The organism is Alloprevotella rava (assembly GCF_014195585.1).
GTDB lineage: Bacteria > Bacteroidota > Bacteroidia > Bacteroidales > Bacteroidaceae > Alloprevotella > Alloprevotella rava.
Window position 1 is genome coordinate 102,496 of record NZ_JACICA010000004.1, and the last position, 23,235, is coordinate 125,730.

A 23,235-nucleotide genomic window follows, 5' to 3' on the forward strand; every position below is an offset into this window, starting at 1 on the left:
AAAGAGTCTGCGTACGTATCTCCTCGTATGCAGGCTCTTTTCAGTTTGAAATAATATATCCTTAAAAATAAACTTATGCAGTTAATAGACGGGAAAGCTACAGCCGCGGCCATCAAAGCAGAGTTGTCCGCAGAAGTTGAAAAAATGGTGGCAGCAGGACAGAAACGTCCTCATTTGGCCGCAGTTCTTGTAGGGCATGATGGTGGAAGTGAAACCTATGTGAACAACAAAGTGAAAGCTTGTGAGGTTTGCGGCTTCAAGTCTTCGTTGATTCGCTATGAAGATGATGTAACAGAAGAGGAACTTCTTGCCTGTGTGGCTCGCTTGAATGCTGATACTGATGTAGATGGTTTTATTGTTCAGTTGCCTTTGCCTAAACATATTTCTGAGCAAAAGGTTATTGAAGCCATCGACTATCGTAAAGATGTAGATGGTTTCCATCCTATCAATGTGGGGCGTTTAGGTGCCGGATTGCCTTGTTTCGTATCAGCTACTCCGCGTGGAATCCTCGAATTGCTGCGTCGCTACAATATCAAGACAAGCGGGAAGAAATGTGTGATTCTGGGTCGTAGTAATATTGTTGGTAAACCTTTGGCTAGCTTGATGATGCAGAAGCAATATGGTGACTCCACAGTGACGGTTTGCCACAGCCATAGTGCAACATTAAAAGAAGAGTGTCAACGTGCAGATATTGTTGTTGCTGCTATTGGTCAACCTGAATTTGTTACTGCTGACATGGTGCATGAGGGCGCGGTTGTTATTGACGTTGGTACTACACGCGTAGCTGATGAGACACGTTCTCGCGGATATCGTTTGTGTGGCGATGTGAAGTTTGACGAGGTTGCTCCTAAATGCTCTTATATTACTCCTGTTCCTGGTGGTGTAGGTCCGATGACTATTGCTATGCTGATGCTCAATACAATGTCGGCAGCAAAGAAAGAATTTTACGATTAGAGAAATTGCTATTTGGCAAATGTGCTGATGTGCTAATATGTTTTGTGTAACTTCTACAATAGTGTTTTAAAGAGGCCTATTGGTTTTTCTTTTGTACTTTTTGAGGAGGTTAACAACCGATATTGGCATATTAGCACATTTTCTCATTACTACATTAAATAAAGATATGTATCTTTGCGAATAAATGCAAATAAGGCAGGAAGCAAAACAAGCAGTTAGGTATGGAGCTGTCGGTGTGTTAAACACTGTGATAACAGCTGTCGTTTACTATCTTCTACGGAAAATAGATTTTTCCGTAGATGGAGCCAATCTCATATCTTACGAAGCGGGTTTTCTTAATAGCTATGTTTGGAATAGGCTGTGGGTGTTTCAATCGCACCAGCACGACTGGCAGAAAGAAGGTGTTGTCTTTTGGATAGGGGCGCATATCTGTTGGGCTTTACAATGGCTCGCGTTCAGACTTTTTCTCCTGTTTTTACCCGAAGCCTGGGCCTATGGATTGGGAATGTGCGTATATCCTGTCTTGAATTATCTCTTTAATCGCTTTGTTACATTTCAAAAAAATAAAAACGCATGAAGAAACTGCTGTCTCTGCCGCCTAACGTGGTTGAAAGTTTTCATGATATAACAGGTTTGAGTAGGGCAGAATTTTTCTGTACTTCCGATCCCGTCAACCAAAAGTTAGGATCGGGGGGAGGTACAATTTGGCTATTGCAAGATGCCTTTACAGCAGACGGTTCTACAAACGACTTTTCAAAATGGCTTTCACAAGAGCAAAGAATTCTTCTTCATGCAGGAGGACAGAGTCGCCGTTTGGCAGCTTATGCACCTAGCGGGAAAGTGTTGACACCTGTTCCCGTATTTCGTTGGGCACGTGGGCAGCGCGTTGATCAAACGTTATTAGATATGCAATTGCCGCTTTATGAAACGATTATGAAGAAAGCTCCCAAGAGCCTTAATACTCTCATAGCTAGCGGAGATGTTTTTTTGCGTGCGACCCAACCTTTGCAAACAATTCCAGAAGCTGATGTTGTTTGCTATGGTCTTTGGGCTACTCCTGAACAGATTAGTCATCATGGCGTTTTCATGATGAATCGCGAAAATCCTACAGCTTTAGACTTTATGCTTCAGAAGCCGTCAACGGAGAAGCAAGCGGAACTTATGCAAACCCACTTTGCTTTGATGGATATTGGCGTTTGGCTTTTGTCTGATAAAGCAGTTGATGCTTTACGCAAAAAATGTGTTGGTAATGATTTAAATATCAATGCTTATGATCTTTATTCTGAGTTTGGCTGTGCATTGGGAGCACATCCCTCACAACCTGATGCAGACTTGGAAAATTTGAGTGTGGCAATTCTGCCGCTTCCTGGAGGAGAATTTTACCATTTCGGAACAGCTCCAGAACTGCTGACTTCTACAATTTCTCTACAAAATCTCGTGAAAGATCAGCGCTTCATTATCCAGAAAGGAGTGAAGCGTCAAACGAGTGTGTTCACACAAAATTGTCTTTTGGAGAACCGTCCGACCAAGGAAAATGAATACATCTGGATTGAGAATTCAAGACTTTCAGCTAGCTGGGAATTGTCTCGGCATAATATTGTAACAGGGGTTCCTCAGAATAATTGGCAGGTGAGTCTAAAAGAAGGTGAATGTATAGATGTCGTGCCTGTAGGAGAAAAAGCATATGCGTTGCGTGTGTATGGTTATAATGATCCTTCGCGCGGAGCATTGGACAAAGATGATACTATTTATTTAGGGCAGTCTTTTAAGGAATGGGCCGCAGCTCGACATTTGCCGCGACGCGACTTTGGAGCTCAAGATGATATTCAAGCAGCTCGTCTTTTCCCCGTGAGTGAGTCTTTAGAGGAGTTAGAGCAATTGTTACATTTCATACTAACAGGCGAAGGAGATTCTAAGCTTTTTCTACGTTCTCCGAGACTTTCTGCGGATGAACTCTCTGTGCGTGCTAACTTGTACAGACTTTTTGAGCAACGCAGAGAAATCCAGTTACAAAACTGTCAGACAATGGCTTGTAATTGGCGTCGAAGTGTCTTTTATCAGGTAAACCTAAAAGACATGGCACAAAAGTATGCTGATGCTCAACTTCCGCTGCCGTCTCTCTTGTCAACAGAAGATCCGTTGATGGTTCGTATGCATGATGCTATGTTTCGCTCAGAAACACTGCGTCATCTAGGACAGAAGGAGGGGGCAGAACTTTTCTCAAATCAAGCCTTTGGTCTATTGCGCGAGGGGTTAACTGGCGAAGCTTTGCGTTGCAAGGTAATGCCTTGTCGCACCACTTGTGATGACCAAATCGTTTGGGGAAGAAGTAGCGCGCGTATAGATTTAGCTGGTGGTTGGACTGATACCCCTCCATATAGCTTAATGGAAGGAGGAAATGTGGTGAATATCGCCATTGAAATGAATGGTCAGCAGCCTTTGCAAGTGTATGTGAAACCTTGCAAGGAGCCTGTCATTATCTGTCGCTCTATCGACCTAGGTGCAATGGAGCGTATAGAAACTTACGATGAGCTCCGACAATATAATAAAGTGGGTTCGCCTTTTTCCATTCCCAAGGCGGCATTGACGCTATGCGGCTTTCTTCCAGGTTTTGGAACAGAAGAATATCCTACGCTTCGCCAACAATTAGAGGCTTTCGGGTGCGGTATCGAACTGACCTTGCTTTCTGCTATTCCTGCTGGAAGTGGGTTAGGGACTAGTAGTATCTTGGCTGCTACTGTTTTGGGGACATTGTCTGATTTCTGTGGTTTGAACTGGGATAAAAATGAGATAGGAAATAGAACTCTCATTCTCGAACAGTTGCTGACGACAGGTGGTGGCTGGCAAGATCAATATGGTGGTATACTTGGTGGAGTTAAACTTTTGCAGACTCAAGCCGGTTTCCTCCAAAATGCAGTGGCTCGTTATTTACCTGCTACGATATTTACTGCTCCAGAGAATAAAGCTTGTCATTTGCTTTATTATACCGGTGTTACGCGTACGGCCAAGAATATACTTACGGAGATAGTTCGAGGTATGTTTCTCAATGACACTCATTCTTTATCACTATTGAGCGAGATGAAACAACACGCTCTTAGTTTGAGTGAATCTTTGCAGATGGGCGATATTGAGCGTTATGGTCTGTTGGTTCGTAAAACTTGGGAGCAAAATAAAGCACTAGATGCTGGTACTAATCCTACAATCATCGAAGAACTTTGTAAGCGAATCGACGATTATAGTCTTGGATATAAACTCCCTGGTGCAGGAGGAGGAGGATTCATGTATATTGTAGCCAAAGATCCTACAGCAGCACTTCGGATTCGTGAAGAATTATCTCAACACCCACTTGCTCCAAATGCTCGCTTTATAGAGATGAGCATCTCAGAGCGTGGATTGCAAATAAGCCGTTCTTAAACAAACAAAATATAATTATGAATATCAGAAATATCTTTTTAGCTGGTGCGTTGGCCTTCAGTCAATTCTTGACAGCACAGACTAATAAGCCTATAACAGTTGCTATTTTTTCTCTGAATGATTTTCATGGCGCTTTTGTTCAGAATAAATCTCAGGGAATTCCAGGTGCTCCTTCGGTGTTGCAATGCCTAGACTCTTTGAAGTCAGTTTACCCCTATAATTTAACAGTGGCAGCTGGCGACAACTTTGGTGGTAGTTATTTCTACAACGCTACACACGGAGTACTTCTCCCAGTTTTTTTTAATGATATGGGTATCCGCATTTCAGCTTTGGGAAACCATGAGTTTGATGATGGGCAGAAAGTTTTGGCTGAAAAATGGAAGAATGATCCTTTGCGCCCCGCAGGTTGGGATATTGAATATCTTTGTGGAAATGTCTATGATCAAGATGGTAAAGTTCCTTCTTATCTAAAACCTTTTGCTACAGCAGATATTCCGTTGTCTCCCACCAAGACTCTTCGAGCAGGTTTTGTTGGTTTGTTAGCATCTTCTGCAAAAGAACAGATTCGTGCAAAGAATATTGTGGGTATGATATTTTCAGGCAACTATACGCACGTTCTTGATAGCATAGAGGCTTTGCCAGATTTCAAGACTGTTCGTGATGCACAGATTCGCAGTTTGTTGGTTCATATTGGTACTTATATGAAGAATGGCAAACCTGCATGGACAGATAAAAATGAAGCCGAACTTTATGCTATTAAGTCGCCGCTTTATCAGAGTATTCTTTCAGGTCATAGCCATGAGCCTGTTTGTGGCCGCATTAATGACGCTGAATATCCCGTAGTGCAAGGTTGGTGGCATGGTAATTATATCTCTGTTATGAAGTATCAAGTTGATACGACTTCAATGAAAGTTCTCAGTGTAGAGCCCGAGATTGTACGCGTTGCTTTGAAAGATAAATCTCAGCTAGGACCTGTTCCTCTTCGTCTGCAAGCCCAAATAGATTCTCTGCTTGTTTCTACAAAGACTAAAGGGGGAGTTTCTATTGGTACTAAATTAACAGTAGCTACAGAGGATATGCCCCATGATCGTGCTGTAAAATATGTTGAAAGTCGCATGGGAAAACTCGTTTGCTCTTCTTTTGCTGAAGCCTTCCGCAAGATAGCAAAGAAATCGGACAAAGAAGTTATCATTGGTATGAGCCATTTTGGAAGTATCCGTGGAGGTTTCTCTAAGGGCGATGTAAGTGTACTCGAAGTAGGTGAGGCTCTTCCTTTCTCTAATCCTTTGAAAGTCTTCAAACTCACAGGGCGTCAACTTCACGACCTTGTTGATTTTGGCTACCACAATAAGCGTTATGGTTGGATTCAGACAGCCAATCTTGAAACGCAACGCGATGCTGACAATAATGTTTTGAAGATGACGTATGTAAGTCCGAAAGGAAAGCGTGTCACCATAAAAGATAAGGGTACGTATTATGTTTGTGCTGATGAATTTATGACGACTGGTGGTGATGGTTATGATCCTAAATTTTTCCCACGAAGCCAGGAAGTAAAAGTCTCTTTGCCCGAAACAACAGATGCTTTCATTACCTATCTGAAAAAACAGAAATCAATTCATTGAGTTTTTAACTAGATTATGGGTTTATTCACGCTTCCACCCAAGCAGCCGCAGGCCGATTTGGATTTGGAATTCTTTCTGAAGAATGGTCTTGTTGCGCAGGACAATAAACGCTTCAAACGTATGCTTGCTCCCGAATGGTTTCCGCAAAGTGCGGTGCAACTCACTTGGCCGCATGAAGGAACCGATTGGGCCGATATGTTGCCAGATGTCATTGCTTGCTACAAGCGTATGGCCTATGAGATTGCTATTCGTGAACCTTTGCTCATCGTAGCTCCTGATACAGCAAGTGTTAAGGCTTTACTGGAAGAGCAGTTGCCGCAACGAGTATTGAATAATATCGTCTATAAAGATTGTCCTACTAATGACACATGGGCGCGTGACCATGGATTCCTTACTGTTGTTGGATCTGGGAGTCTTGAACTTTTGGATTTTCAGTTTAATGGATGGGGAGGAAAGTTTGATGCCGAGAAGGATAATGCAATCAATAAGCAGCTTTTTGATGCAGGTTTGCTGACAGGTACTTATGTTTCGCATTTGGATTTTGAACTTGAAGGCGGAAGTATAGAGAGCGATGGCTGCGGAACGCTGCTCACTACATCTGAATGTCTCCTAAATCCTAACAGGAATCATACTCACGACAAAACACAGCTGACGATGAAGCTGGAAGAATACTTTGGTGCAACCAACATCTTGTGGCTCGATTATGGTTATTTGGCAGGTGATGATACCGATAGCCATATTGATACACTTGCCCGTCTCTGTCCTAACAATCGTATTGTTTATGTGCGTTGTGATGATTCTAGCGATGAACATTATGATGCTTTGAAGCAGATGGAGGTTCAGTTGCGTACGTTTACCAATGCTGAGAATAAACCTTTTGAGCTTATTCCGTTGCCGATGGCCTCTGCTATCTATGAGGATGGAGAGCGTCTTCCGGCAACGTATGCTAATTATTTGGTAGTAAACCGTGCTGTGCTTTATCCTACTTATAATCAACCAGAGAATGATGAGAAAGCAAGAAAAGCCTTACATCAGGCATTTCCTCATCATGACTTGGTGGGAATTGACTGTTGCGCGCTGATTCGTCAGCATGGCTCGCTCCATTGTTCTACTATGCAATTCCCGAAAGGAGTTCTCAAAATCTAAGATCATACTAACAAGATACGAGGAGCATCAAAGTCTTGCTCTATCGTATCTTGTATTTTACCTCCTAAAAAGTAATAAAAATGAAATCATTAAAGGTTGGGCTTATCCAGCAACGATGTGTTGCCGATGTTGATACGAATCGTCAAAAATTGGCAGCTAATATAGAAGATGTAGTTACGCGTGGTGCAGAATTGGTGGTACTGCAAGAACTCCATAATTCGCTTTACTTCTGCCAAGTAGAGAGTGTGAATAATTTCGACTTGGCAGAGCCTATTCCTGGACCTTCTACTGTTTTTTATGGTGCATTGGCTCGCAAGTTTGGTGTGGTTTTGGTCACCTCTCTCTTTGAACGCCGTGCCGCAGGCTTGTATCATAACACTGCTGTAGTCTTTGAAAAAGATGGAAGCATTGCAGGAAAGTATAGGAAGATGCACATTCCCGATGATCCAGCCTATTATGAAAAGTTTTATTTTACTCCTGGCGATCTAGGTTTCCATCCTATTCATACAAGTGTGGGAACTTTGGGCGTCCAAGTCTGTTGGGATCAATGGTATCCAGAAGGTGCACGCTTGATGGCACTTCAAGGAGCTGATCTTCTTATATATCCAACAGCGATTGGGTATGAGAGTTCTGATGTGCCAGAAGAGCAGGAGCGGCAACGCGAAGCATGGACAACCGTACAACGTGGGCACGCTGTTGCCAATGGGCTTCCAGTTGTTGCTGTCAACCGCGTAGGATTGGAAGAAGACCCCAGCGGTCAAACCAATGGTATTCAGTTTTGGGGCTCTAGCTTTGTGGCTGGTCCGCAAGGTGAGTTGTTAGCTCGTGCCTCTAACTCAGAAGAAGAAAACCTAGTTGTGACTGTCGATCTTGCGCACAGTGAACAAGTGCGCCGCTGGTGGCCTTTCTTGCGCGATCGGCGTATTGAAGAATTTGCTCCTCTTTCAAAGCGTTTCATCGACTAACTCTCTGAATATTTCCTATAGAACAGAGAGCGTTCTTCATCCTTAATCGAGTAGTTTATGAAAAAAATCTGCTTTGTCTGTTTATTGGCTTTCTTTATAGCCAACAGAGCTTCGTCCCAAACGTATACTTTTGTGGACGAAGAAGGGCGGCTTTCCACAAATCCTGCCAGCAATGTCCTTATTGAGGTATTGCCGCATACTGCAAAGGCGAAAGTAGATGCTCGAGGCTATCTATCGATAGGAGGAAAAGGACAAGAGAGATTTCAATGTGTCACACTGACAGACACGTTGAAGTCTGCAATACAGGAAATTCACGTAGTTTGCGATCGTTCTGCTGCAGCTGAAGTTTCGCTGCAAGTTTTTCTTAATGGGCAGCAACTCGGTGAGTCGCAATCAGTGGGATACGGCTCTGCGGCTATAGTATTCCAGTTTCCAACACAGATAACGGGAACGTTGCAGCTTGTTTTCTCTTTGGCGAACTCAGAAATTTCTGAGAAAAAGAACTATCAGTTGGGAATCTCCAGCATTTCTTATCATACCATAACGTCTGGCATTTCTTATCCCCAGAGGACGCAGTCTAGCAAAGTCTTTTCGCTTCGAGGTCTTCCCGTTTTTTCTGCCCATCTTATTCCTGGTTTCTATATCATCAATGGTCGAAAAGTATTGATTCGTTGAATCTTGTGAGATAAAAGATGTTTATCTATAAAAGAGTATAGCATTGCTTGATTCTCAAGTAGTGCTATACTTTTTATTGGGGCTGAGTGTTAAGCCATTTATCTGGAGATACACTTTTGTCTTTTGACAAATTAATGGAGGCCATCCGTCTCTTCGGAGCCTCCATTAACCAACACAAAAACTAAACTAGACTTAACTAAACATGTTACCTCACGGTAATTTAATTATGTTTACCTCGCAAATGTAAGGTAAGGTTTTCAATTTTGCAAGAAAAAATGTGAAAAAAAGTTTGAAATTTTGATTTCTCTTCTATATCCGTGTCGTTTTGTTCTTGAGATAGGCATCTAAGAAGGTCATAGCTGCCATCGCTTCAACAATGGGAACGGCTCTTGGTAAGACGCAGGCATCATGGCGCCCGCGCGCTTTCACTATAGTTGGTCGGCCCTGTGTGTCCACTGTTTCTTGTTCGCGCAAGAGGGTCGCAACAGGCTTGAAAGCTACGCGGAAGTAGATGTCCTCGCCGTTGGAGATACCGCCTTGTATGCCTCCGCTATTGTTTGTTTGGGTGCGAATGTTCCCTTCTTTGTTTGTGTAGAAAATATCATTAAGTTCTGAGCCTCGATATTTCACGCAGTCGAAACCGCTGCCGTATTCAAAGCCTTTAACAGCATTGATGCTCAGCATCGCAGCGCCGAGCGCAGCGTGAAGTTTGCCGAAGGCAGGTTCTCCCAGTCCTATGGGACAGCCCTTGATGATGCAGGTAATCACCCCGCCAATGGTATCACCCTCAGCTTTGACGGCTTCAATTTTCTGAGCCATCTCCTCTGCTTTCTGTGGGTCAGGGCAGCGCACTGCATTCTTTTCTATCTCGCTGAAATCGTATTGCTGATAGTTTTTCTCTAATGCGATTTCGCCCACTTGCGATGTATAGGCAATAATGTCTATATTGAGTTGTCTCAGCGCCATTTTTGCCAGCGCTCCTCCAACTACTCGTGAGATGGTTTCGCGTGCCGAAGAGCGTCCGCCGCCACGATGGTCACGGATACCATACTTATAGAAATAGGTGTAGTCGGCATGCGACGGGCGGAAAATATCTTTTAGGTTGTCGTAGTCAGAAGAATGCTGATTCTCATTGCGAACGATAAAACCGATAGGACAACCTGTGGATTTTCCTTCGAAGACACCAGAGAGGAGTTCTACAGTATCGCTTTCTTTGCGCGGTGTGGTCAGCAAGCTCTGTCCAGGCCTTCGGCGGTTGAGTTCTGCTTGTAGGAAATCCATGTCGATCACTATGCCGGCTGGCATTCCATCGACAACGCCGCCTACTGCTGGCCCGTGGCTCTCACCAAAGGTTGTCAAGCGAAAAATGTTACCGAAAGTGTTCATGGGCTGAAATATAAAAGTTCTCGGATGAGTTGGGTAGGCCTAACTGTTTAGGCTTTTCCACATCATTCGAGAATAGAAAGATTCTTAATGCTCGCAGTTACAGCCGCCACCGCAACCTTCGCAGCTACCTCCGCAACCTTCTTCGCCGCTCATCATTGCAAGCATTTCTTTCATTTCTGCTTCTGTGGCAGGACGTGAAGTAACCACCTGGCCTTTGAAGCGAAGCTCTTTGCCTGCGAGCGGGTCGTTGAGGTCGAGTTTTACTTTCGTGTCGCTCACCTCGAGCACAAGTCCTTGGAAGCGGTTGCCGTCCTCATTAACAAGGGGGACAACGTTGCCAGGGTAAATGGTATTGCTGTCGAAATGTCCGTCGATGGTGAAAATATCTTTGCCCAACTCGATGACATGTTCTTCCACATAAGGGCCATAAGCATCTTCCATACCAATGGTGAAATCGAAGTTTTCGCCTTCGCTGAGATTAGCTACATTATTTTCAAAAGCTTCGAGTGTTACGCCCATACCTGTGATAAACTGGAAGGGATGCTCTACGGGAGCTTTCTCAACGAGTTCGATTTTTCCTTCTTCGTCTTTTGTGAAAAGTTCGTAAGAAACTGTTACGTACTTGTTTTCAATCTTTTCCATGTGGGATATTTTTTGTTTTATTGTTATGCTAAATCAAGTTTCAACTCTTCGCATAAACTCTTGAGTGCAAGGTTTTTCTCGCACATTGCCTCAAACTGCTCGCGGCGACTAATGGGCCGGTTTTGTTTGTTGGGCGGGAGAAGTCGCAGCTGGAGACGTACGTTATCATTTCGTAAGAAACTACGGATATAGTCTTCTATCTTCGGTTGCAGACGTTTGTAGTCAGCCATGACCATATCATTCTCAACGGGAACGTCTATGATACCACCTTCCAAGAGTTTTGGAACGAGCATCTTCATACGCCCTTGTTGTGCAATTTCTTCGATGGGCAAGCGTTGGGCAAAAGCCACCCACGCCGAGAGCATATTGGATTCCGTGAAAGCTTCGTTGCCGTAGGAGCGCGGAGCAGAAGGCTCTGAACCCTTTTGAGTGGTCAAAGACTGTGAGGCCGCCTGTGTTTTGCGTAAAGAAACAGTATGGCGCAACAGAGTCTTGGGCACTGGTGTTGCTTTTGGTGTTGCGGTTGTGGCCGGTTGTTGCGGCTTTGGCTGCTGCGGAGTTGTTGCTTGAGGAGCTGCTGCAGGAGCAGCAGGAGAGGCTTGTGCTTGTTGCTGAACAGGCACAGCCTTAAAAATGGGTTTTAAGATCTTCGTAGGGCCAAGCCCAGATCCAGGCGCATCGTCCGAGTTGAGTTGCGCCACCTCAATGAGGGTGATTTCCACCGTTAGTCGTTTGTTGCGGCTGGTGCGGTAGTTGATGTCGCAATCGTTGCAGAGTTTGAGCGCCTTATAAAGAAACTTGGTTTTACATTTTTGAGCTTGTTCAGCATATCGCTGGCGCACGCTGTCGGCCACCTCCAAAAGTGGCAGCGTGGCTGCATCCTGGCTAACAAGCAGCTCGCGGAAATGACTGGCCAAACCGCCCATGAAGATATTGGCATCGAAACCTTTTCTGAGAATGTCGTTGAAGGTGAGCATCACCTGCGTGACATTGTTAGCCAATAGTTCGTCCGTGATTTTGAAGTAATAGTCATAGTCCAGCACATTGAGGTCTTCGATCACCTTGCGATAGGTGATGTCGCCTTCCGAGAAACTCGCCACTTGATCGAAGATGCTCAAGGCGTCGCGCATACCTCCATCGGCTTTTTGTGCGATGACATTTAGGGCTTCCTCCTCGGCTTGTACGCCTTCTTTCGCAGCCACATTTTTGAGATGTGCAACGATGTCGGCAATCTCCATGCGGTTGAAGTCGTAGATTTGGCAACGACTCAGAATCGTAGGGAGAACCTTGTGCTTCTCCGTTGTTGCTAGGATGAAGATGACATGTGCGGGCGGCTCTTCCAGAGTTTTCAAGAATGCGTTGAAAGCTGCAGCAGAGAGCATATGGACCTCATCGATGATGAAGACTTTGTATGTACCCACCTGTGGCGGAGTGTTGACCTGTTCTATAATTTGACGAATGTCGTCAACAGAGTTATTGGAGGCCGCGTCCAGTTCAAAGATATTCATCGAGCGTCCCTCGTTGAACGCTTGGCAACTTTCACATTCGTTGCAGGCCTCTCCGCTGGCTTGCGGGCTGAGGCAGTTGATGGTCTTGGCGAAGATACGCGCACAAGTGGTCTTTCCCACACCGCGAGGCCCGCAGAAAAGGTAGGCGTGAGCCAGCTTTCCATTGCTGATAGCATTCTTTAGGGTCGTGGTAAGTGCCTTTTGTCCGACAACACTGTCGAACGTTTGTGGGCGATACTTACGTGCCGAAACAATATAATTGTCCATGCTGAATTTTGGTTTGTCTGCGAAGTTACTTTTTTTTGAGAAAAAGGCAAAATAGAGATGTGCTTCTTTTGGCAAGAAATAGCCCATGCGGCGAGCTGGAAATATGCGGAAAACTCTTTTATAGTTTTTGCTTTCCATCATAAGTTCTTCTTTTGATTTATATTTGTCAAATAAATTCGCAGTCTATGGGCTCGAGGATGGCTCGGATTTCAATTTCTTTGCCTTCGATCGAAAATAACGCAGTTTTGACGCATCACTGAAATAGGTCTATTTTCAATTTCTCAAGGGGAAATTTTATTTTCTATACTACAAATTTTATTTTCTCCTTGAGAAATTGAAAATACAATAAGGGAAATTTCAAACGCAATAAGGATATTAGCCGACGTCCTTATTGTATTTTTGAACAGAATAAGGAAAAATACGGCCTTTTAGGAGAGAAAGGTGAGCTTTTCTAAGCTGTCGGGGTAGTTCGCAAAGAGAAAAAAGATAGGGTGGCTTCAAAAAATGAAGGAGAAAGATCTGTTTGCGGGCTAGAGTAAGGAATATGTTTATCAAATAATTGTACCGAAAGATAAGAATTGGTTGGTCGTTTACACAATAGGGGACTCTGGTTGCACAAAACTTTTAGCAAAGAATCGATAGAATACGGGCTTGTCTTGGCGAAAGAAAAGGGGAGAGGCCTTGAGGAAAGGATACAAAGAAGGCTGCATCGATGATGTGATGAAACTCCGAGCTAAAATAAGGATTTGAGCGCCACTCCGTCTCTGTAATCCGACCCCGCCGAAACGTGTCGGCCCGCCATTGACGAAGGAAGCATTCTCGGTATTTCTAGTAATTATTGATGAGTATCCCGATCAAACCGATGCAGCCAAATATGTCTAAGTTGTGGGGCTTGGAGATATTCCGTTGCTCCCTTTACTTGTTGTTGCAAATATATGTTTTTTCTTTTCTTATCTCCAAATGGAAAATGAGAAAATTTTGGCTTCTTGCAATTATTTTTGTTTTTCGTTTCGTTTGATAATACTTTTTGTATATTTGCCCTTTGGGGCATATTGATAAAGTATAGATATGCTTCAGTAAGTGGTTGAACCATACGAAAATGTGCTAATGTATCTGCTTTCGCTAAAACGAAATCCTACATTAGCACATTTCTTTTATTCAGTATCTGCGTATCTTTCTTATATGGTTCCTATAATGTCGTGAATATCCTTTACTCCGTGAGCATCGAGCCAAGTGTTGATGCCATCGATTACTTTCATCGTAACTGCGGGATCGAGGAAGTTGGCCGTTCCAATTTGGATGGCCGTAGCCCCTGCCATGAGAAATTCCAGCGCATCCGTGGCGTTGCTAATTCCTCCCAAACCAATGACGGGGATTTTTACAGCTTTTGCCACTTGCCACACCATGCGCAGCGCAACAGGTTTGATGCACGGGCCGCTCAAACCGCCCGTCCCGATGCTCAGACGGGAGCAACGGCGCTCGATGTCAATGCTCATTCCCATCAAAGTATTGATGAGCGAAACGCTATCGGCTCCTTCGGCTTCTACAGCTCGCGCAATCTCTGTGATGTCGGTCACGTTGGGCGATAGCTTTACGATGAGAGTCTTGGGGTATCTTTGGCGCACCGCTTTCACAACACTGGCGGCAGCCGTACAGGATGTGCCAAACGACATTCCGCCATCTTTCACATTGGGGCAAGAGATGTTGAGCTCAATGCCTGGGATGTTGTCCAATTCGGCTATGCGTGCAGCGCATTCAGCATAATCTTCAGGCGAAGAACCGCTCACATTGACCAGTACGTTTGTTTTCAGATTCTTTACCGCGTTATAGATATACGTGCAAAAGTAGTCTACGCCCTTGTTTTGCAGTCCAACGCAGTTGAGCATCCCTTGTGCTGTTTCAGCCATACGCGGATAGTCGTTGCCCTCTCGAGGATTTAGCGTAGTTCCTTTTACAATAATTCCTCCTAAGCGGTCTAAATCGACAAGATCTGCAAATTCAAAACCATAGCCAAAGGTTCCGCTGGCTGTCATGACAGGATTCTGGAGTTGGAGATTCCCTATATTTACTTGTAGCTGTGCCATAATCTTACCAATCTAAGTCGTTAACATCAAACACAGGGCCTTCCATACAAACACAGCGATTGCCTTGTACGGTTTTCTCAACGCAGCAAAGACACACACCTAAGCCGCAAGCCATCATGTTCTCAAGTGATGCTTCGCAATATATTTTGTGCTTTTTAGCAAATGCTGCCACTGCCTTCATCATAGGTTTCGGGCCACAAGTGTATATGGCATGAAAATCCTCTTCTAATATACTGTGATTCGTGACAAAACCTTTTGTGTCGAGACTTCCGTCTTCTGTCGTGCAGCAAAGGCGACCGTATTTTTCAAAAAGTTCGCGTTGCAGAATATCGCCTTCTGTCTTTCCTCCCAGCAAGAATACCGGCTCGTGGCCCGCATCGCGCAAGAGTTTGCCAAAATAGAGAAGTGGAGCAGTTCCCACGCCACCTCCGATGAGAAGTAGGCGTTGGTTCGGTTCAGAAGGCATGGAGAAACCTTGGCCTAAAGGATAAAGGCAATTTAGCTTATCGCCCGCACGCATCTTTGTGAGAATTTCAGTGCCCTTGCCCACGGCATGAACCAATAGCCATAGTTCGTTGGTGTCGCGGTCTACAAAATTGATAGAGATAGGGCGGCGAAGAAATGTTTCTGGCGAACCGTCAACGCGAATCTCCACAAATTGTCCGGGTTGCATTTCTGGAAAAACTTCTTCGTCAGTCAGACGGAGTACTGCGTAGCCAGGGCGAAGAAGTTCAACGGCACGCACCTGTAAGTCTTTTAGATGTTTCATCGGTGATGATTAATACAATAAAGAGAGTGTGCTGCAAAATTACATGTTTTTATTGTAAAAGCTATATAAATAAGGAAGAGGCGCGTGTTTTGGCCTTTGAGAACGATAAAAATATGTACTTTTGCCCTATGGCACAATTAGAAATATGTACAGGAAGTTATGAAAGCGCATTGGCAGCTCTTCGTGGAGGGGCTGATAGAGTAGAACTTTGTTCTGGACTTGAGGAGGGGGGCATCACTCCATCACTAGGGCTTGTTCGCGCGGTTTGTAAGTTACAAGGAATTCGTAGGCACGTTCTTATTCGTCCTCGAGGTGGCGACTTCCTTTATACGCCTGCTGAGCAGGAAATTATGATAGACGATGTTTTCGCTGCGCGCGAAGCAGGAGTGGATGGTGTTGTTATTGGTGGACTTACTGCTGCTGGCGATATAGATATGGCTTTCTGTCGGAAACTGGTGGAAGCTGCTGGTTCTTTAAGTGTTACTTTTCATCGGGCTTTCGATGTTTGCCGAGACGCGTCTCTCGCCCTTGAACAAATTATAGATTTAGGGTGTGCGCGCCTTCTTACTTCAGGGCAAGCTGCAACGGCTGAAGCTGGAATTCCCATTCTTCGCCAATTGGTTCAGCAGGCCGCAGGGCGTATCACAATTATGCCTGGTAGCGGAGTTGGTCCAAAAAATGCAGCAACAATTCTTCAGCAAACTGGAGCTACAGAGATCCATGCTTCTGCGCGTTCGGCTGTTTATAGTAAAATGGAGTATCGCCACGGCGGGGTAGGTATGGGACGAAAGGATGCAGATGAATATGTCTGGAAAGAGACTACTGAAGAAGTAGTTCGGGCCATTAAGCGGGAAATTTTGTAGGGGAAAGAAAAAAAAGCGCAAATGTTTGGTGGTTATAATAATTTCCTCTACTTTTGCACTCGCAATTCAGAAATGAGGGCGCTTAGCTCAGCTGGTTTAGAGCGTCTGCCTTACAAGCAGAGGGTCGGCGGTTCGAATCCGTCAGCGCCCACACTTCATTTCAAATATCGGGCGCTTAGCTCAGCTGGTTTAGAGCGTCTGCCTTACAAGCAGAGGGTCGGCGGTTCGAATCCGTCAGCGCCCACCGATATATTAACATGGGATTTAATCTCATGGGCGCTTAGCTCAGCTGGTTTAGAGCGTCTGCCTTACAAGCAGAGGGTCGGCGGTTCGAATCCGTCAGCGCCCACCGATATATTAACATGGGATTTAATCTCATGGGCGCTTAGCTCAGCTGGTTTAGAGCGTCTGCCTTACAAGCAGAGGGTCGGCGGTTCGAATCCGTCAGCGCCCACCGAAAGTTTAAAAGGACTTCCTTTTGGGAGGTCCTTTTCTTGTTTATATACTTGTGATAGAAAAACCTTTGTACGGTAGCGTGTACAGAGAAGAGAAAAAGAAACGGCACTTATTCGTTGTGGAATAAGTGCCGTTGGAATTTTACAGATGTTTTTTATTGCTCGCCAGCTTGACGCTTGGCTTCTTTAATCATTTGGTCGCTTGGGATGACATAAACTTCTACGCGGCGATTCTGCTGCTGACCTGCGGCTGTAGAGTTGCTAGCCACGGGGTTAGCTTCGCCGTATCCTCTCACTTCTTTCACCTGATAAGAATGAATACCATTCTTAATCATGAAAGAACTTACACTGTTGGCACGCTGCTCAGAGAGTGTGAGATTTTTAGCCGTACTCTGTTCTGCTGTAGAGTTTTTCCAGCCTTGATTATCTGTATAGCCATAAATCTGCAAGTTCATGTCAGAGGTCAGGTTCTTGGCGAAAGTGCTGAGGTCTCTTTGTGCAGCTGCGCTCAGAGTATTCTGACCAGTTGCGAAAAGCAAGCCAGAGTCGAATGTAACCTTTACATAAGTAAGGCCTGTTTGTGAATCTTTGATTACCTCAGCTTGTGCATTGGCCATCTCGGCTGCCTTCTTAGCTTTGTCCATCTTGTTTCCAATCAGAACGCCAGCTCCACCGCCGACAGCTGCGCCAACGGCAGCTCCAATAGCTGCACCTTTTCCTTTACCTGCAAAGGCTCCAATCAGTGCACCGAGGGCAGCGCCTGCTGTACCGCCAATTGCTCCACCTTTTGCTTTGTTTGACATACTGGATGTGTCACAGCCGCTGAATAGCGTTAGAACGCATAGCAGCATAACTGATAGTTTCGTTCTCATAATGTTTTGTTTTTGAGTGTTGGATATTATAATTGGTTGCAAAGCTACGAACTTTCCAATTATATTAGTTAATTTTGTAGGCAAAAATAACTAAAAAAGGATATGGCAGCAGAATTAAAAAATCTGACTAAACGTAGTGTAGACTACTCTAAATGGTATAATGAATTAGTTGTAAAAGCCGATTTGGCTGAGCAGGCTGATGTTCGCGGCTGTATGGTGATCAAACCTTATGGTTACGCAATTTGGGAAAAACTTCAGCAAACGCTGGACGGAATGTTTAAGGAAACAGGTGTACAGAATGTATATTTCCCAATGTTGATTCCCAAGTCTTTCTTATCGAAAGAAGCAGAGCACGTGGAAGGTTTTGCAAAGGAGTGTGCCGTAGTAACACATTATCGTTTGAAAACCAATGAAACGGGCGATGGCGTAGTAGTAGATCCTGCTGCAAAGCTAGAAGAAGAACTTATTATTCGTCCAACGAGTGAAACGACTATTTGGAATACATATAGAAAATGGATTCAGAGCTGGCGCGACCTGCCACTTTTGTGCAACCAGTGGTGTAATGTGATGCGCTGGGAAATGCGTACACGTCTTTTTCTTCGTACCAGCGAGTTCCTTTGGCAAGAAGGTCACACTGCACATGCTACACGTGAAGAGGCTGAAGAGCGCGCACAGCAGATGCTGAAAGTTTATGCAGATTTCGTTGAAAAGTATATGGCAGTGCCTGTGGTGCAGGGCGTGAAGAGTGAAACTGAACGTTTTGCTGGTGCGCTTGACACCTATACTATAGAAGCGATGATGCAGGATGGTAAGGCGCTGCAAAGTGGTACTAGTCACTTCTTGGGACAAAACTTTGGTAAGGCATTTAATGTGCAGTTTGTTGACAAAGAAAACAAGATGCAATACGCTTGGGCTACTAGCTGGGGCGTTAGTACACGTTTGATGGGGGCTTTAATTATGGTACACTCTGACGATAACGGTCTGGTATTGCCTCCGCATCTTGCTCCGATTCAGGTTGTAATGGTGCCTATTTACCGAAAGGATGAAGAATTAGAAGCTCTCAATGAAAAGTTTGAGGCATTGGCTCAGCGTCTTCGCCAGCTTGGTATCCGAGTGAAATATGACAACTCTGAAAACAAACGTCCAGGCTTTAAATTTGCCGACTATGAGTTAAAGGGAGTTCCCGTACGTCTTGTTATGGGACCGAAAGATATGGAAAATGGAACGGTAGAGGTTATGCGCCGTGATACGTTGGAGAAAGAAACACGCCAGTTTGAGGGTATTGACGAATATGTAAATACGCTGCTGGAGGAAATCCAAACAAATATCTTTGAGAAAGCTAAGAAGTATCGCGATGAGCACATCTTTGAATGTGACAACTATGAAGATTTCAAAACGCGTGTGAAGGACGGTGGTTTCTTCCTTTGTCCGTGGGATGGAACTACGGAGACGGAAGCACGAATTAAAGAAGAAACACAAGCTACGATTCGTTGCGTTCCCTTAGGTGTAGACCAATCTAACCCTGGAGTTGATATGGTGAGCGGCAAGCCTGCAAAATATAAAGTCTTAATAGCAAGATCTTACTAGTATTTTGATTTCAGTTAATAATCTAACAATAGAATTTGGAGCACGTCCGCTTTTTACGGACGTGTCCTTTGTTATTAACCCCAAAGACCGTGTTGCGCTGGTTGGCAAGAACGGAGCAGGGAAGTCGACCTTGCTCAAAATCTTGGCTGGAGAGCAACAACCTACGGCGGGCATAGTGGCTTTGCAGAAAGGTTCTACCTTGGGATATCTTCCCCAAGTCATGGTGCTTAGCGATGAGCACACTGTGCTAGAAGAAGCAGAGAAAGCTTTTGCGGATATAAATCAGTTGCAAGAACGTATAGCTAGAGAGAATCAAGAGTTGGCAGAGCGTACGGATTATGAAAGTGAGGAATACCTAAAGCTAGTAGATTCGTTCGCTCATGATAATGAACGCTTCACGATGATGGGTGGTCTCAATTATCATGCCGAATTAGAGCGTACGTTGCAGGGCTTAGGTTTTCAACGTTCGGACTTTAATCGCCCTACGCGTGAGTTTAGTGGTGGTTGGCGTATGCGTATTGAACTGGCCAAACTCTTAATGCGTCAGCCAGATGTTCTTCTCCTCGATGAGCCAACCAATCATCTAGATATTGAAAGTATCCGCTGGTTAGAACAGTTTTTGGCTAAAAGTCCAAGTGCTGTTGTGCTTGTAAGTCACGACCGCGCCTTCATCAATAATGTAACGAATCGTACGATGGAGATTTCTTGTGGGAAGATAACGGACTATAAGGTGAAGTACAACGAGTTTATGGAGCTTCGCCAAGAGAGGCGTGAACAGCAACTAAGGGCCTATGAGAATCAGCAGAAAGAGATTGCCGATATACAAGATTTTATTGAACGTTTCCGTTATAAACCTACGAAATCAGTGCAGGTACAAAGCCGCATCAAGCAACTGGAAAAGATTGTGCCGATTGAAGTAGACGAGGTGGACAATAGTTTTCTTCATCTGAAGTTCCCTCCTTGCAATCGTTGCGGTGATTATCCAATCATCTGCGAGGACGTTACGAAGCGTTATGGTGAACATACTGTTTTTCACGACGTAAATCTCACGATAAAGAGAGGAGAAAAGGTGGCGTTTGTGGGAAAGAACGGCGAAGGAAAATCAACTCTGGTGAAATGTATCATGGATGAGATTCCCTTCGACGGTCACTTGAAGTTGGGGCATAATGTGGAACTTGGATATTATGCTCAGAATCAAGCGCAGTTGCTGGATGAGAACAAAACAGTGTTCCAAACAATTGACGATGTGGCAAAGGGAGACATTCGTCTGAAGATTAGAGACATCCTTGGTGCTTTTATGTTTGGTGGTGAAGCCTCAGACAAGAAAGTGAAAGTGCTGAGTGGTGGCGAGAGAAGTCGGTTAGCAATGATTCGTCTTTTACTCGAACCTGTGAACCTCCTAATTTTGGATGAGCCCACGAATCACTTGGATATGCGTACGAAAGATGTTCTCAAAGAAGCTATTCTTGCATTTGATGGAACAGTCATTCTTGTCAGTCACGACCGCGACTTTTTGGATGGCTTGGTCTCTAAGGTCTATGAATTCGGAGGTGGAAATGTTCGAGAGCATATAGGCGGTATTTACGATTTCTTGCGGACAAAGGATATAGATACCCTTGATCAACTTCCTAAGAGAGAGGTGGCCGAAGAAATTGTAGTTAAGGAAGAACCGAATGCAGGAAAGCTTAGTTATGAGCAGCAGAAAGAGCAAGCCAAGCTGAAACGTAAGGCCGAGAAGGAAGTGGCCGATTGGGAGCAAAAGGTTGAGGAGATAGAACAACGTATTTCTGAATTGGAACAACAAATGTCTACGCCTGAAGGAGCTTCGGATCTTTCTTTAGCTACACAGTATGCTGAAGTAAAAAAGCAGCAAGCCACGGCCGAAGAGGAGTGGGAAGCAGCCGTCGACCGTTTGTCGGCTTTAGATGAAGAATAACAAATCATTTCTTTAAAATATAATAGTATGAAATTAAAAGCATTGATGCCTGTATTGAGTATGGCGGCTTGTTCAGCCTTTGCTCAATCGTCGGGGCTTGATAAGGCCAATATGGACTTATCGAAGAAACCTGGTACGGACTTTTATGAGTATTCTTGTGGTACATGGATGAAAAATCATCCGCTGACTCCTGAGTATGCTCGTTATGGTCAGTTTAATTATTTGAGTGATGTGAACGAGAAGCAGATTCACGAACTGATTGAAGGTCTTGCTTCTCATCCACAACAGCAAGGCACTTTGGCGCAGAAAATCGGTAGCCTTTATAAGCTGGCCATGGATAGTGTACGCCGTAATAAAGAGGGGTATGAGCCTATCAAACCTATTTTGGCAAAGGTTGCAGCACCTACAAATAAGACGGAATTGCTTCTCATGTTTGGACAATTAGGACATCGCGGAATTGATGTTTTGCCGTTCTCCATTTATGCAGATGCTGATTTGCGGAATGCAAAAATGAATTTGGTGGGGATAAATCAAGGCGGCTTGTCTTTGGGCGACCGTGATTATTATCTCAATGATGATGAGGCGACTCTCAAGATTCGAAATGCCTATAAGGAATATGTGAAGAAAATCTTGGAGATGGCAGGTAACGATGCTGCCACTGCTGAGCGCAAGATGAAAGCAGTTCTCGATATTGAAACAGCTATAGCGAAAGAAAGTTATAGTGCCACTAAGCAACGCGATGTTGAAGGCAACTATCATAAGATGACTTATGCTCAGTTGCTTCGTGATTATCCCGGCATTGATTGGGGAAGCCTATTCTTGCAATTAGGATTCCCCGCTTTTGCTGAGGTGACAGTGAATCAGCCAGAGCCGATTCATGCTGTAGAAAAGCTGTTGGCAGAAAAGAGTCTTGAAGATTGGAAAGCGTATGCAGAGTTCAAAGTTGTGAACGATGCTGCCAATGCGCTCGACGATTCTTTCCGCGCCGCCTTTTTTGATTTCTATAGCCACACAATGAGTGGCGTTATGCAGGATCGCGCTCGTTGGAAACGTGGTGTTGATGCTGTGAATGGCGTATTAGGAATGGCTGTAGGTAAACTCTATGTTGAGAAGTATTTCCCCGAAAGTAGCAAGCAGCGTATGCTTGAACTTGTCAACAATCTTAAGGTTGCTTTGGCGCAACGTATTGATCAACAAAACTGGATGAGCCCTGCCACGAAGACGCAAGCCCACGATAAATTGAACCATTTCTATGTAAAGATTGGTTATCCTGACAAATGGCGTGACTATAGTAATTTGCAAATAGATGAGAACCTTTCTTATTATGAAAATTTGCTTCGTGCGGGTGAGTTTATGATGGCTGATATGATTCAGCGTAAGGTCAATAAACCTACAGATAAAACTGAATGGCTGATGACTCCGCAGACAATCAATGCCTATTATAATCCAACCACCAATGAGATTTGCTTCCCCGCAGGTATCCTTCAGCCTCCGTTCTTCAATCCTGAAGCTGATGATGCTGTTAACTATGGTGCGATTGGCGTCGTTATTGGTCATGAGATGACGCACGGTTTCGATGACCAAGGTAGCCAGTTCGACAAAGATGGTAATCTGCGCAATTGGTGGACAGAGGCTGATAAGAAAAATTTTGAGGCACGTACCAAAGTAATGGCCGATTTCTTCGATAAGATTGAGGTATTGCCTGGACTGAAAGCTAATGGTAAGCTGACTTTGGGTGAAAATATTGCCGACCACGGAGGTCTTAATATCGCTTATCAAGCACTTCAGAATGCAATGAAGAAGAATCCTCTTAAAACGGTTGATGGTTTCACTCCTGAGCAACGTTATTTCTTGAGCTTTGCTTTTATCTGGGCTTCAAATATCCGTGATGAGCAGTTGCGCGTTCTTAACAAAGTCGACCCGCATTCTCCTGCTCGTTGGCGAGTGAATGGTGCTCTCCCGCATATCGATTCTTGGTACAAGGCTTTTAATATCACCAGCAAAGATCCGCTCTTTGTTCCCAAGAAGAATCGTGTAGATATTTGGTAATCCAGATTCTTTGGATTACATCCTTTTATTGATAACAAAAC

General features: G+C 44.4%; 18 protein-coding genes and 4 tRNA genes. 15 read left to right on the forward strand and 7 right to left on the reverse strand.

Features of this window, described 5'->3' with window-relative positions:
- Positions 1-75: 75 nt before the first annotated feature.
- The 7 genes from folD (at position 76) to FHS60_RS05235 (ending at position 8,776) form a co-directional block, all read left to right on the forward strand.
- Positions 76-954: a bifunctional methylenetetrahydrofolate dehydrogenase/methenyltetrahydrofolate cyclohydrolase FolD gene (gene folD, locus FHS60_RS05205; RefSeq protein ID WP_183695970.1), complete on the forward strand. Its 879-nt coding sequence runs from the start codon at positions 76-78 to the stop codon at positions 952-954.
- A gap of 184 nt (positions 955-1,138) precedes the next feature.
- A complete protein-coding gene (locus FHS60_RS05210) occupies positions 1,139-1,531 on the forward strand; it encodes a GtrA family protein (RefSeq protein WP_183695973.1) in 393 nt (130 codons plus the stop codon).
- Positions 1,528-4,368, forward strand: a complete 2,841-nt coding sequence (locus tag FHS60_RS05215; protein ID WP_183695976.1) for a bifunctional fucokinase/fucose-1-phosphate guanylyltransferase — start codon at positions 1,528-1,530, stop codon at positions 4,366-4,368. The genes FHS60_RS05210 and FHS60_RS05215 overlap by 4 nt, the downstream gene beginning before the upstream one ends.
- A gap of 17 nt (positions 4,369-4,385) precedes the next feature.
- Positions 4,386-5,990, forward strand: a complete 1,605-nt coding sequence (locus FHS60_RS05220) for a bifunctional metallophosphatase/5'-nucleotidase (RefSeq protein ID WP_183695979.1) — start codon at positions 4,386-4,388, stop codon at positions 5,988-5,990.
- Between the two features lie 15 nt (positions 5,991-6,005).
- Positions 6,006-7,136 carry an agmatine deiminase family protein gene (locus FHS60_RS05225; RefSeq protein ID WP_183695983.1) on the forward strand — a complete coding sequence of 377 codons (1,131 nt, stop codon included), beginning with the start codon at positions 6,006-6,008 and terminating at the stop codon, positions 7,134-7,136.
- Positions 7,137-7,216: 80 nt separating this feature from the next.
- Positions 7,217-8,101 (forward strand): carbon-nitrogen hydrolase, encoded by an 885-nt coding sequence (locus FHS60_RS05230; RefSeq protein WP_183695986.1) that lies wholly within the window; start codon positions 7,217-7,219, stop codon positions 8,099-8,101.
- A 57-nt stretch (positions 8,102-8,158) separates the two neighbouring features.
- Entirely contained in the window at positions 8,159-8,776 is a 618-nt protein-coding gene (locus tag FHS60_RS05235) for a hypothetical protein (RefSeq protein WP_183695990.1), read from the forward strand.
- Between the two features lie 309 nt (positions 8,777-9,085).
- Here FHS60_RS05235 and aroC read toward each other — a convergent pair whose 3' ends face one another.
- From aroC to FHS60_RS05265, 6 genes are all read right to left on the reverse strand, one after another.
- A complete protein-coding gene (gene aroC / locus FHS60_RS05240) occupies positions 9,086-10,162 on the reverse strand; it encodes a chorismate synthase (protein WP_183695993.1) in 1,077 nt (358 codons plus the stop codon).
- Between the two features lie 84 nt (positions 10,163-10,246).
- Positions 10,247-10,804: an FKBP-type peptidyl-prolyl cis-trans isomerase gene (locus tag FHS60_RS05245; RefSeq protein ID WP_009346834.1), complete on the reverse strand. Its 558-nt coding sequence runs from the start codon at positions 10,802-10,804 to the stop codon at positions 10,247-10,249.
- A gap of 23 nt (positions 10,805-10,827) precedes the next feature.
- Entirely contained in the window at positions 10,828-12,579 is a 1,752-nt protein-coding gene (locus tag FHS60_RS05250) for a DNA polymerase III subunit gamma/tau (RefSeq protein WP_183696152.1), read from the reverse strand.
- An 835-nt stretch (positions 12,580-13,414) separates the two neighbouring features.
- Positions 13,415-13,672, reverse strand: a complete 258-nt coding sequence (locus FHS60_RS05255) for a hypothetical protein (RefSeq protein WP_040597214.1) — start codon at positions 13,670-13,672, stop codon at positions 13,415-13,417.
- Positions 13,673-13,757: 85 nt separating this feature from the next.
- Positions 13,758-14,663, reverse strand: a complete 906-nt coding sequence (locus tag FHS60_RS05260; protein ID WP_009346832.1) for a dihydroorotate dehydrogenase — start codon at positions 14,661-14,663, stop codon at positions 13,758-13,760.
- 4 nt (positions 14,664-14,667) lie between these two features.
- A complete protein-coding gene (locus FHS60_RS05265; RefSeq protein ID WP_183695996.1) occupies positions 14,668-15,432 on the reverse strand; it encodes a dihydroorotate dehydrogenase electron transfer subunit in 765 nt (254 codons plus the stop codon).
- A 128-nt stretch (positions 15,433-15,560) separates the two neighbouring features.
- On the opposite strand from FHS60_RS05265, the gene FHS60_RS05270 reads away from it, so the two are divergent.
- From FHS60_RS05270 to FHS60_RS05290, 5 genes are all read left to right on the forward strand, one after another.
- Positions 15,561-16,295, forward strand: coding sequence for a copper homeostasis protein CutC (locus FHS60_RS05270; protein WP_183695999.1), 735 nt, complete (start codon positions 15,561-15,563; stop codon positions 16,293-16,295).
- Between the two features lie 76 nt (positions 16,296-16,371).
- Positions 16,372-16,446: transfer RNA gene (locus FHS60_RS05275), tRNA-Val, on the forward strand.
- Positions 16,447-16,464: 18 nt separating this feature from the next.
- A tRNA-Val gene (locus tag FHS60_RS05280) sits at positions 16,465-16,539 on the forward strand.
- Positions 16,540-16,569: 30 nt separating this feature from the next.
- Positions 16,570-16,644, forward strand: a tRNA-Val gene (locus tag FHS60_RS05285).
- Between the two features lie 30 nt (positions 16,645-16,674).
- Positions 16,675-16,749, forward strand: a tRNA-Val gene (locus FHS60_RS05290).
- 156 nt (positions 16,750-16,905) lie between these two features.
- Here the strand turns inward: FHS60_RS05290 and FHS60_RS05295 are convergent.
- The gene (locus FHS60_RS05295; protein WP_183696002.1) at positions 16,906-17,622 is read right to left on the reverse strand and encodes an OmpA family protein; all 717 of its coding nucleotides are present in this window, start codon (positions 17,620-17,622) and stop codon (positions 16,906-16,908) included.
- 102 nt (positions 17,623-17,724) lie between these two features.
- On the opposite strand from FHS60_RS05295, the gene proS reads away from it, so the two are divergent.
- From proS to FHS60_RS05310, 3 genes are read left to right on the forward strand one after another with little or no spacing between them, the layout of a single operon-like run.
- Positions 17,725-19,209: a proline--tRNA ligase gene (proS, locus tag FHS60_RS05300; RefSeq protein WP_183696005.1), complete on the forward strand. Its 1,485-nt coding sequence runs from the start codon at positions 17,725-17,727 to the stop codon at positions 19,207-19,209.
- Positions 19,210-19,213: 4 nt separating this feature from the next.
- Positions 19,214-21,145 carry an ABC-F family ATP-binding cassette domain-containing protein gene (locus FHS60_RS05305; protein WP_183696008.1) on the forward strand — a complete coding sequence of 644 codons (1,932 nt, stop codon included), beginning with the start codon at positions 19,214-19,216 and terminating at the stop codon, positions 21,143-21,145.
- Between the two features lie 27 nt (positions 21,146-21,172).
- Positions 21,173-23,194, forward strand: a complete 2,022-nt coding sequence (locus FHS60_RS05310) for a M13 family metallopeptidase (RefSeq protein WP_183696011.1) — start codon at positions 21,173-21,175, stop codon at positions 23,192-23,194.
- Positions 23,195-23,235 lie beyond the last annotated feature (41 nt).

Coding starts and splice junctions, on each gene's coding strand:
- folD (WP_183695970.1), top strand. CDS start 76: ATGCAGTTAATAGACGGGAAAGCTACAGCCGCGGCCATCAAAGCAGAG.
- FHS60_RS05210 (WP_183695973.1), top strand. CDS start 1,139: ATGCAAATAAGGCAGGAAGCAAAACAAGCAGTTAGGTATGGAGCTGTC.
- FHS60_RS05215 (WP_183695976.1), top strand. CDS start 1,528: ATGAAGAAACTGCTGTCTCTGCCGCCTAACGTGGTTGAAAGTTTTCAT.
- FHS60_RS05220 (WP_183695979.1), top strand. CDS start 4,386: ATGAATATCAGAAATATCTTTTTAGCTGGTGCGTTGGCCTTCAGTCAA.
- FHS60_RS05225 (WP_183695983.1), top strand. CDS start 6,006: ATGGGTTTATTCACGCTTCCACCCAAGCAGCCGCAGGCCGATTTGGAT.
- FHS60_RS05230 (WP_183695986.1), top strand. CDS start 7,217: ATGAAATCATTAAAGGTTGGGCTTATCCAGCAACGATGTGTTGCCGAT.
- FHS60_RS05235 (WP_183695990.1), top strand. CDS start 8,159: ATGAAAAAAATCTGCTTTGTCTGTTTATTGGCTTTCTTTATAGCCAAC.
- aroC (WP_183695993.1), bottom strand. CDS start 10,162: ATGAACACTTTCGGTAACATTTTTCGCTTGACAACCTTTGGTGAGAGC.
- FHS60_RS05245 (WP_009346834.1), bottom strand. CDS start 10,804: ATGGAAAAGATTGAAAACAAGTACGTAACAGTTTCTTACGAACTTTTC.
- FHS60_RS05250 (WP_183696152.1), bottom strand. CDS start 12,579: ATGGACAATTATATTGTTTCGGCACGTAAGTATCGCCCACAAACGTTC.
- FHS60_RS05255 (WP_040597214.1), bottom strand. CDS start 13,672: ATGGTTCAACCACTTACTGAAGCATATCTATACTTTATCAATATGCCC.
- FHS60_RS05260 (WP_009346832.1), bottom strand. CDS start 14,663: ATGGCACAGCTACAAGTAAATATAGGGAATCTCCAACTCCAGAATCCT.
- FHS60_RS05265 (WP_183695996.1), bottom strand. CDS start 15,432: ATGAAACATCTAAAAGACTTACAGGTGCGTGCCGTTGAACTTCTTCGC.
- FHS60_RS05270 (WP_183695999.1), top strand. CDS start 15,561: ATGGCACAATTAGAAATATGTACAGGAAGTTATGAAAGCGCATTGGCA.
- FHS60_RS05295 (WP_183696002.1), bottom strand. CDS start 17,622: ATGAGAACGAAACTATCAGTTATGCTGCTATGCGTTCTAACGCTATTC.
- proS (WP_183696005.1), top strand. CDS start 17,725: ATGGCAGCAGAATTAAAAAATCTGACTAAACGTAGTGTAGACTACTCT.
- FHS60_RS05310 (WP_183696011.1), top strand. CDS start 21,173: ATGAAATTAAAAGCATTGATGCCTGTATTGAGTATGGCGGCTTGTTCA.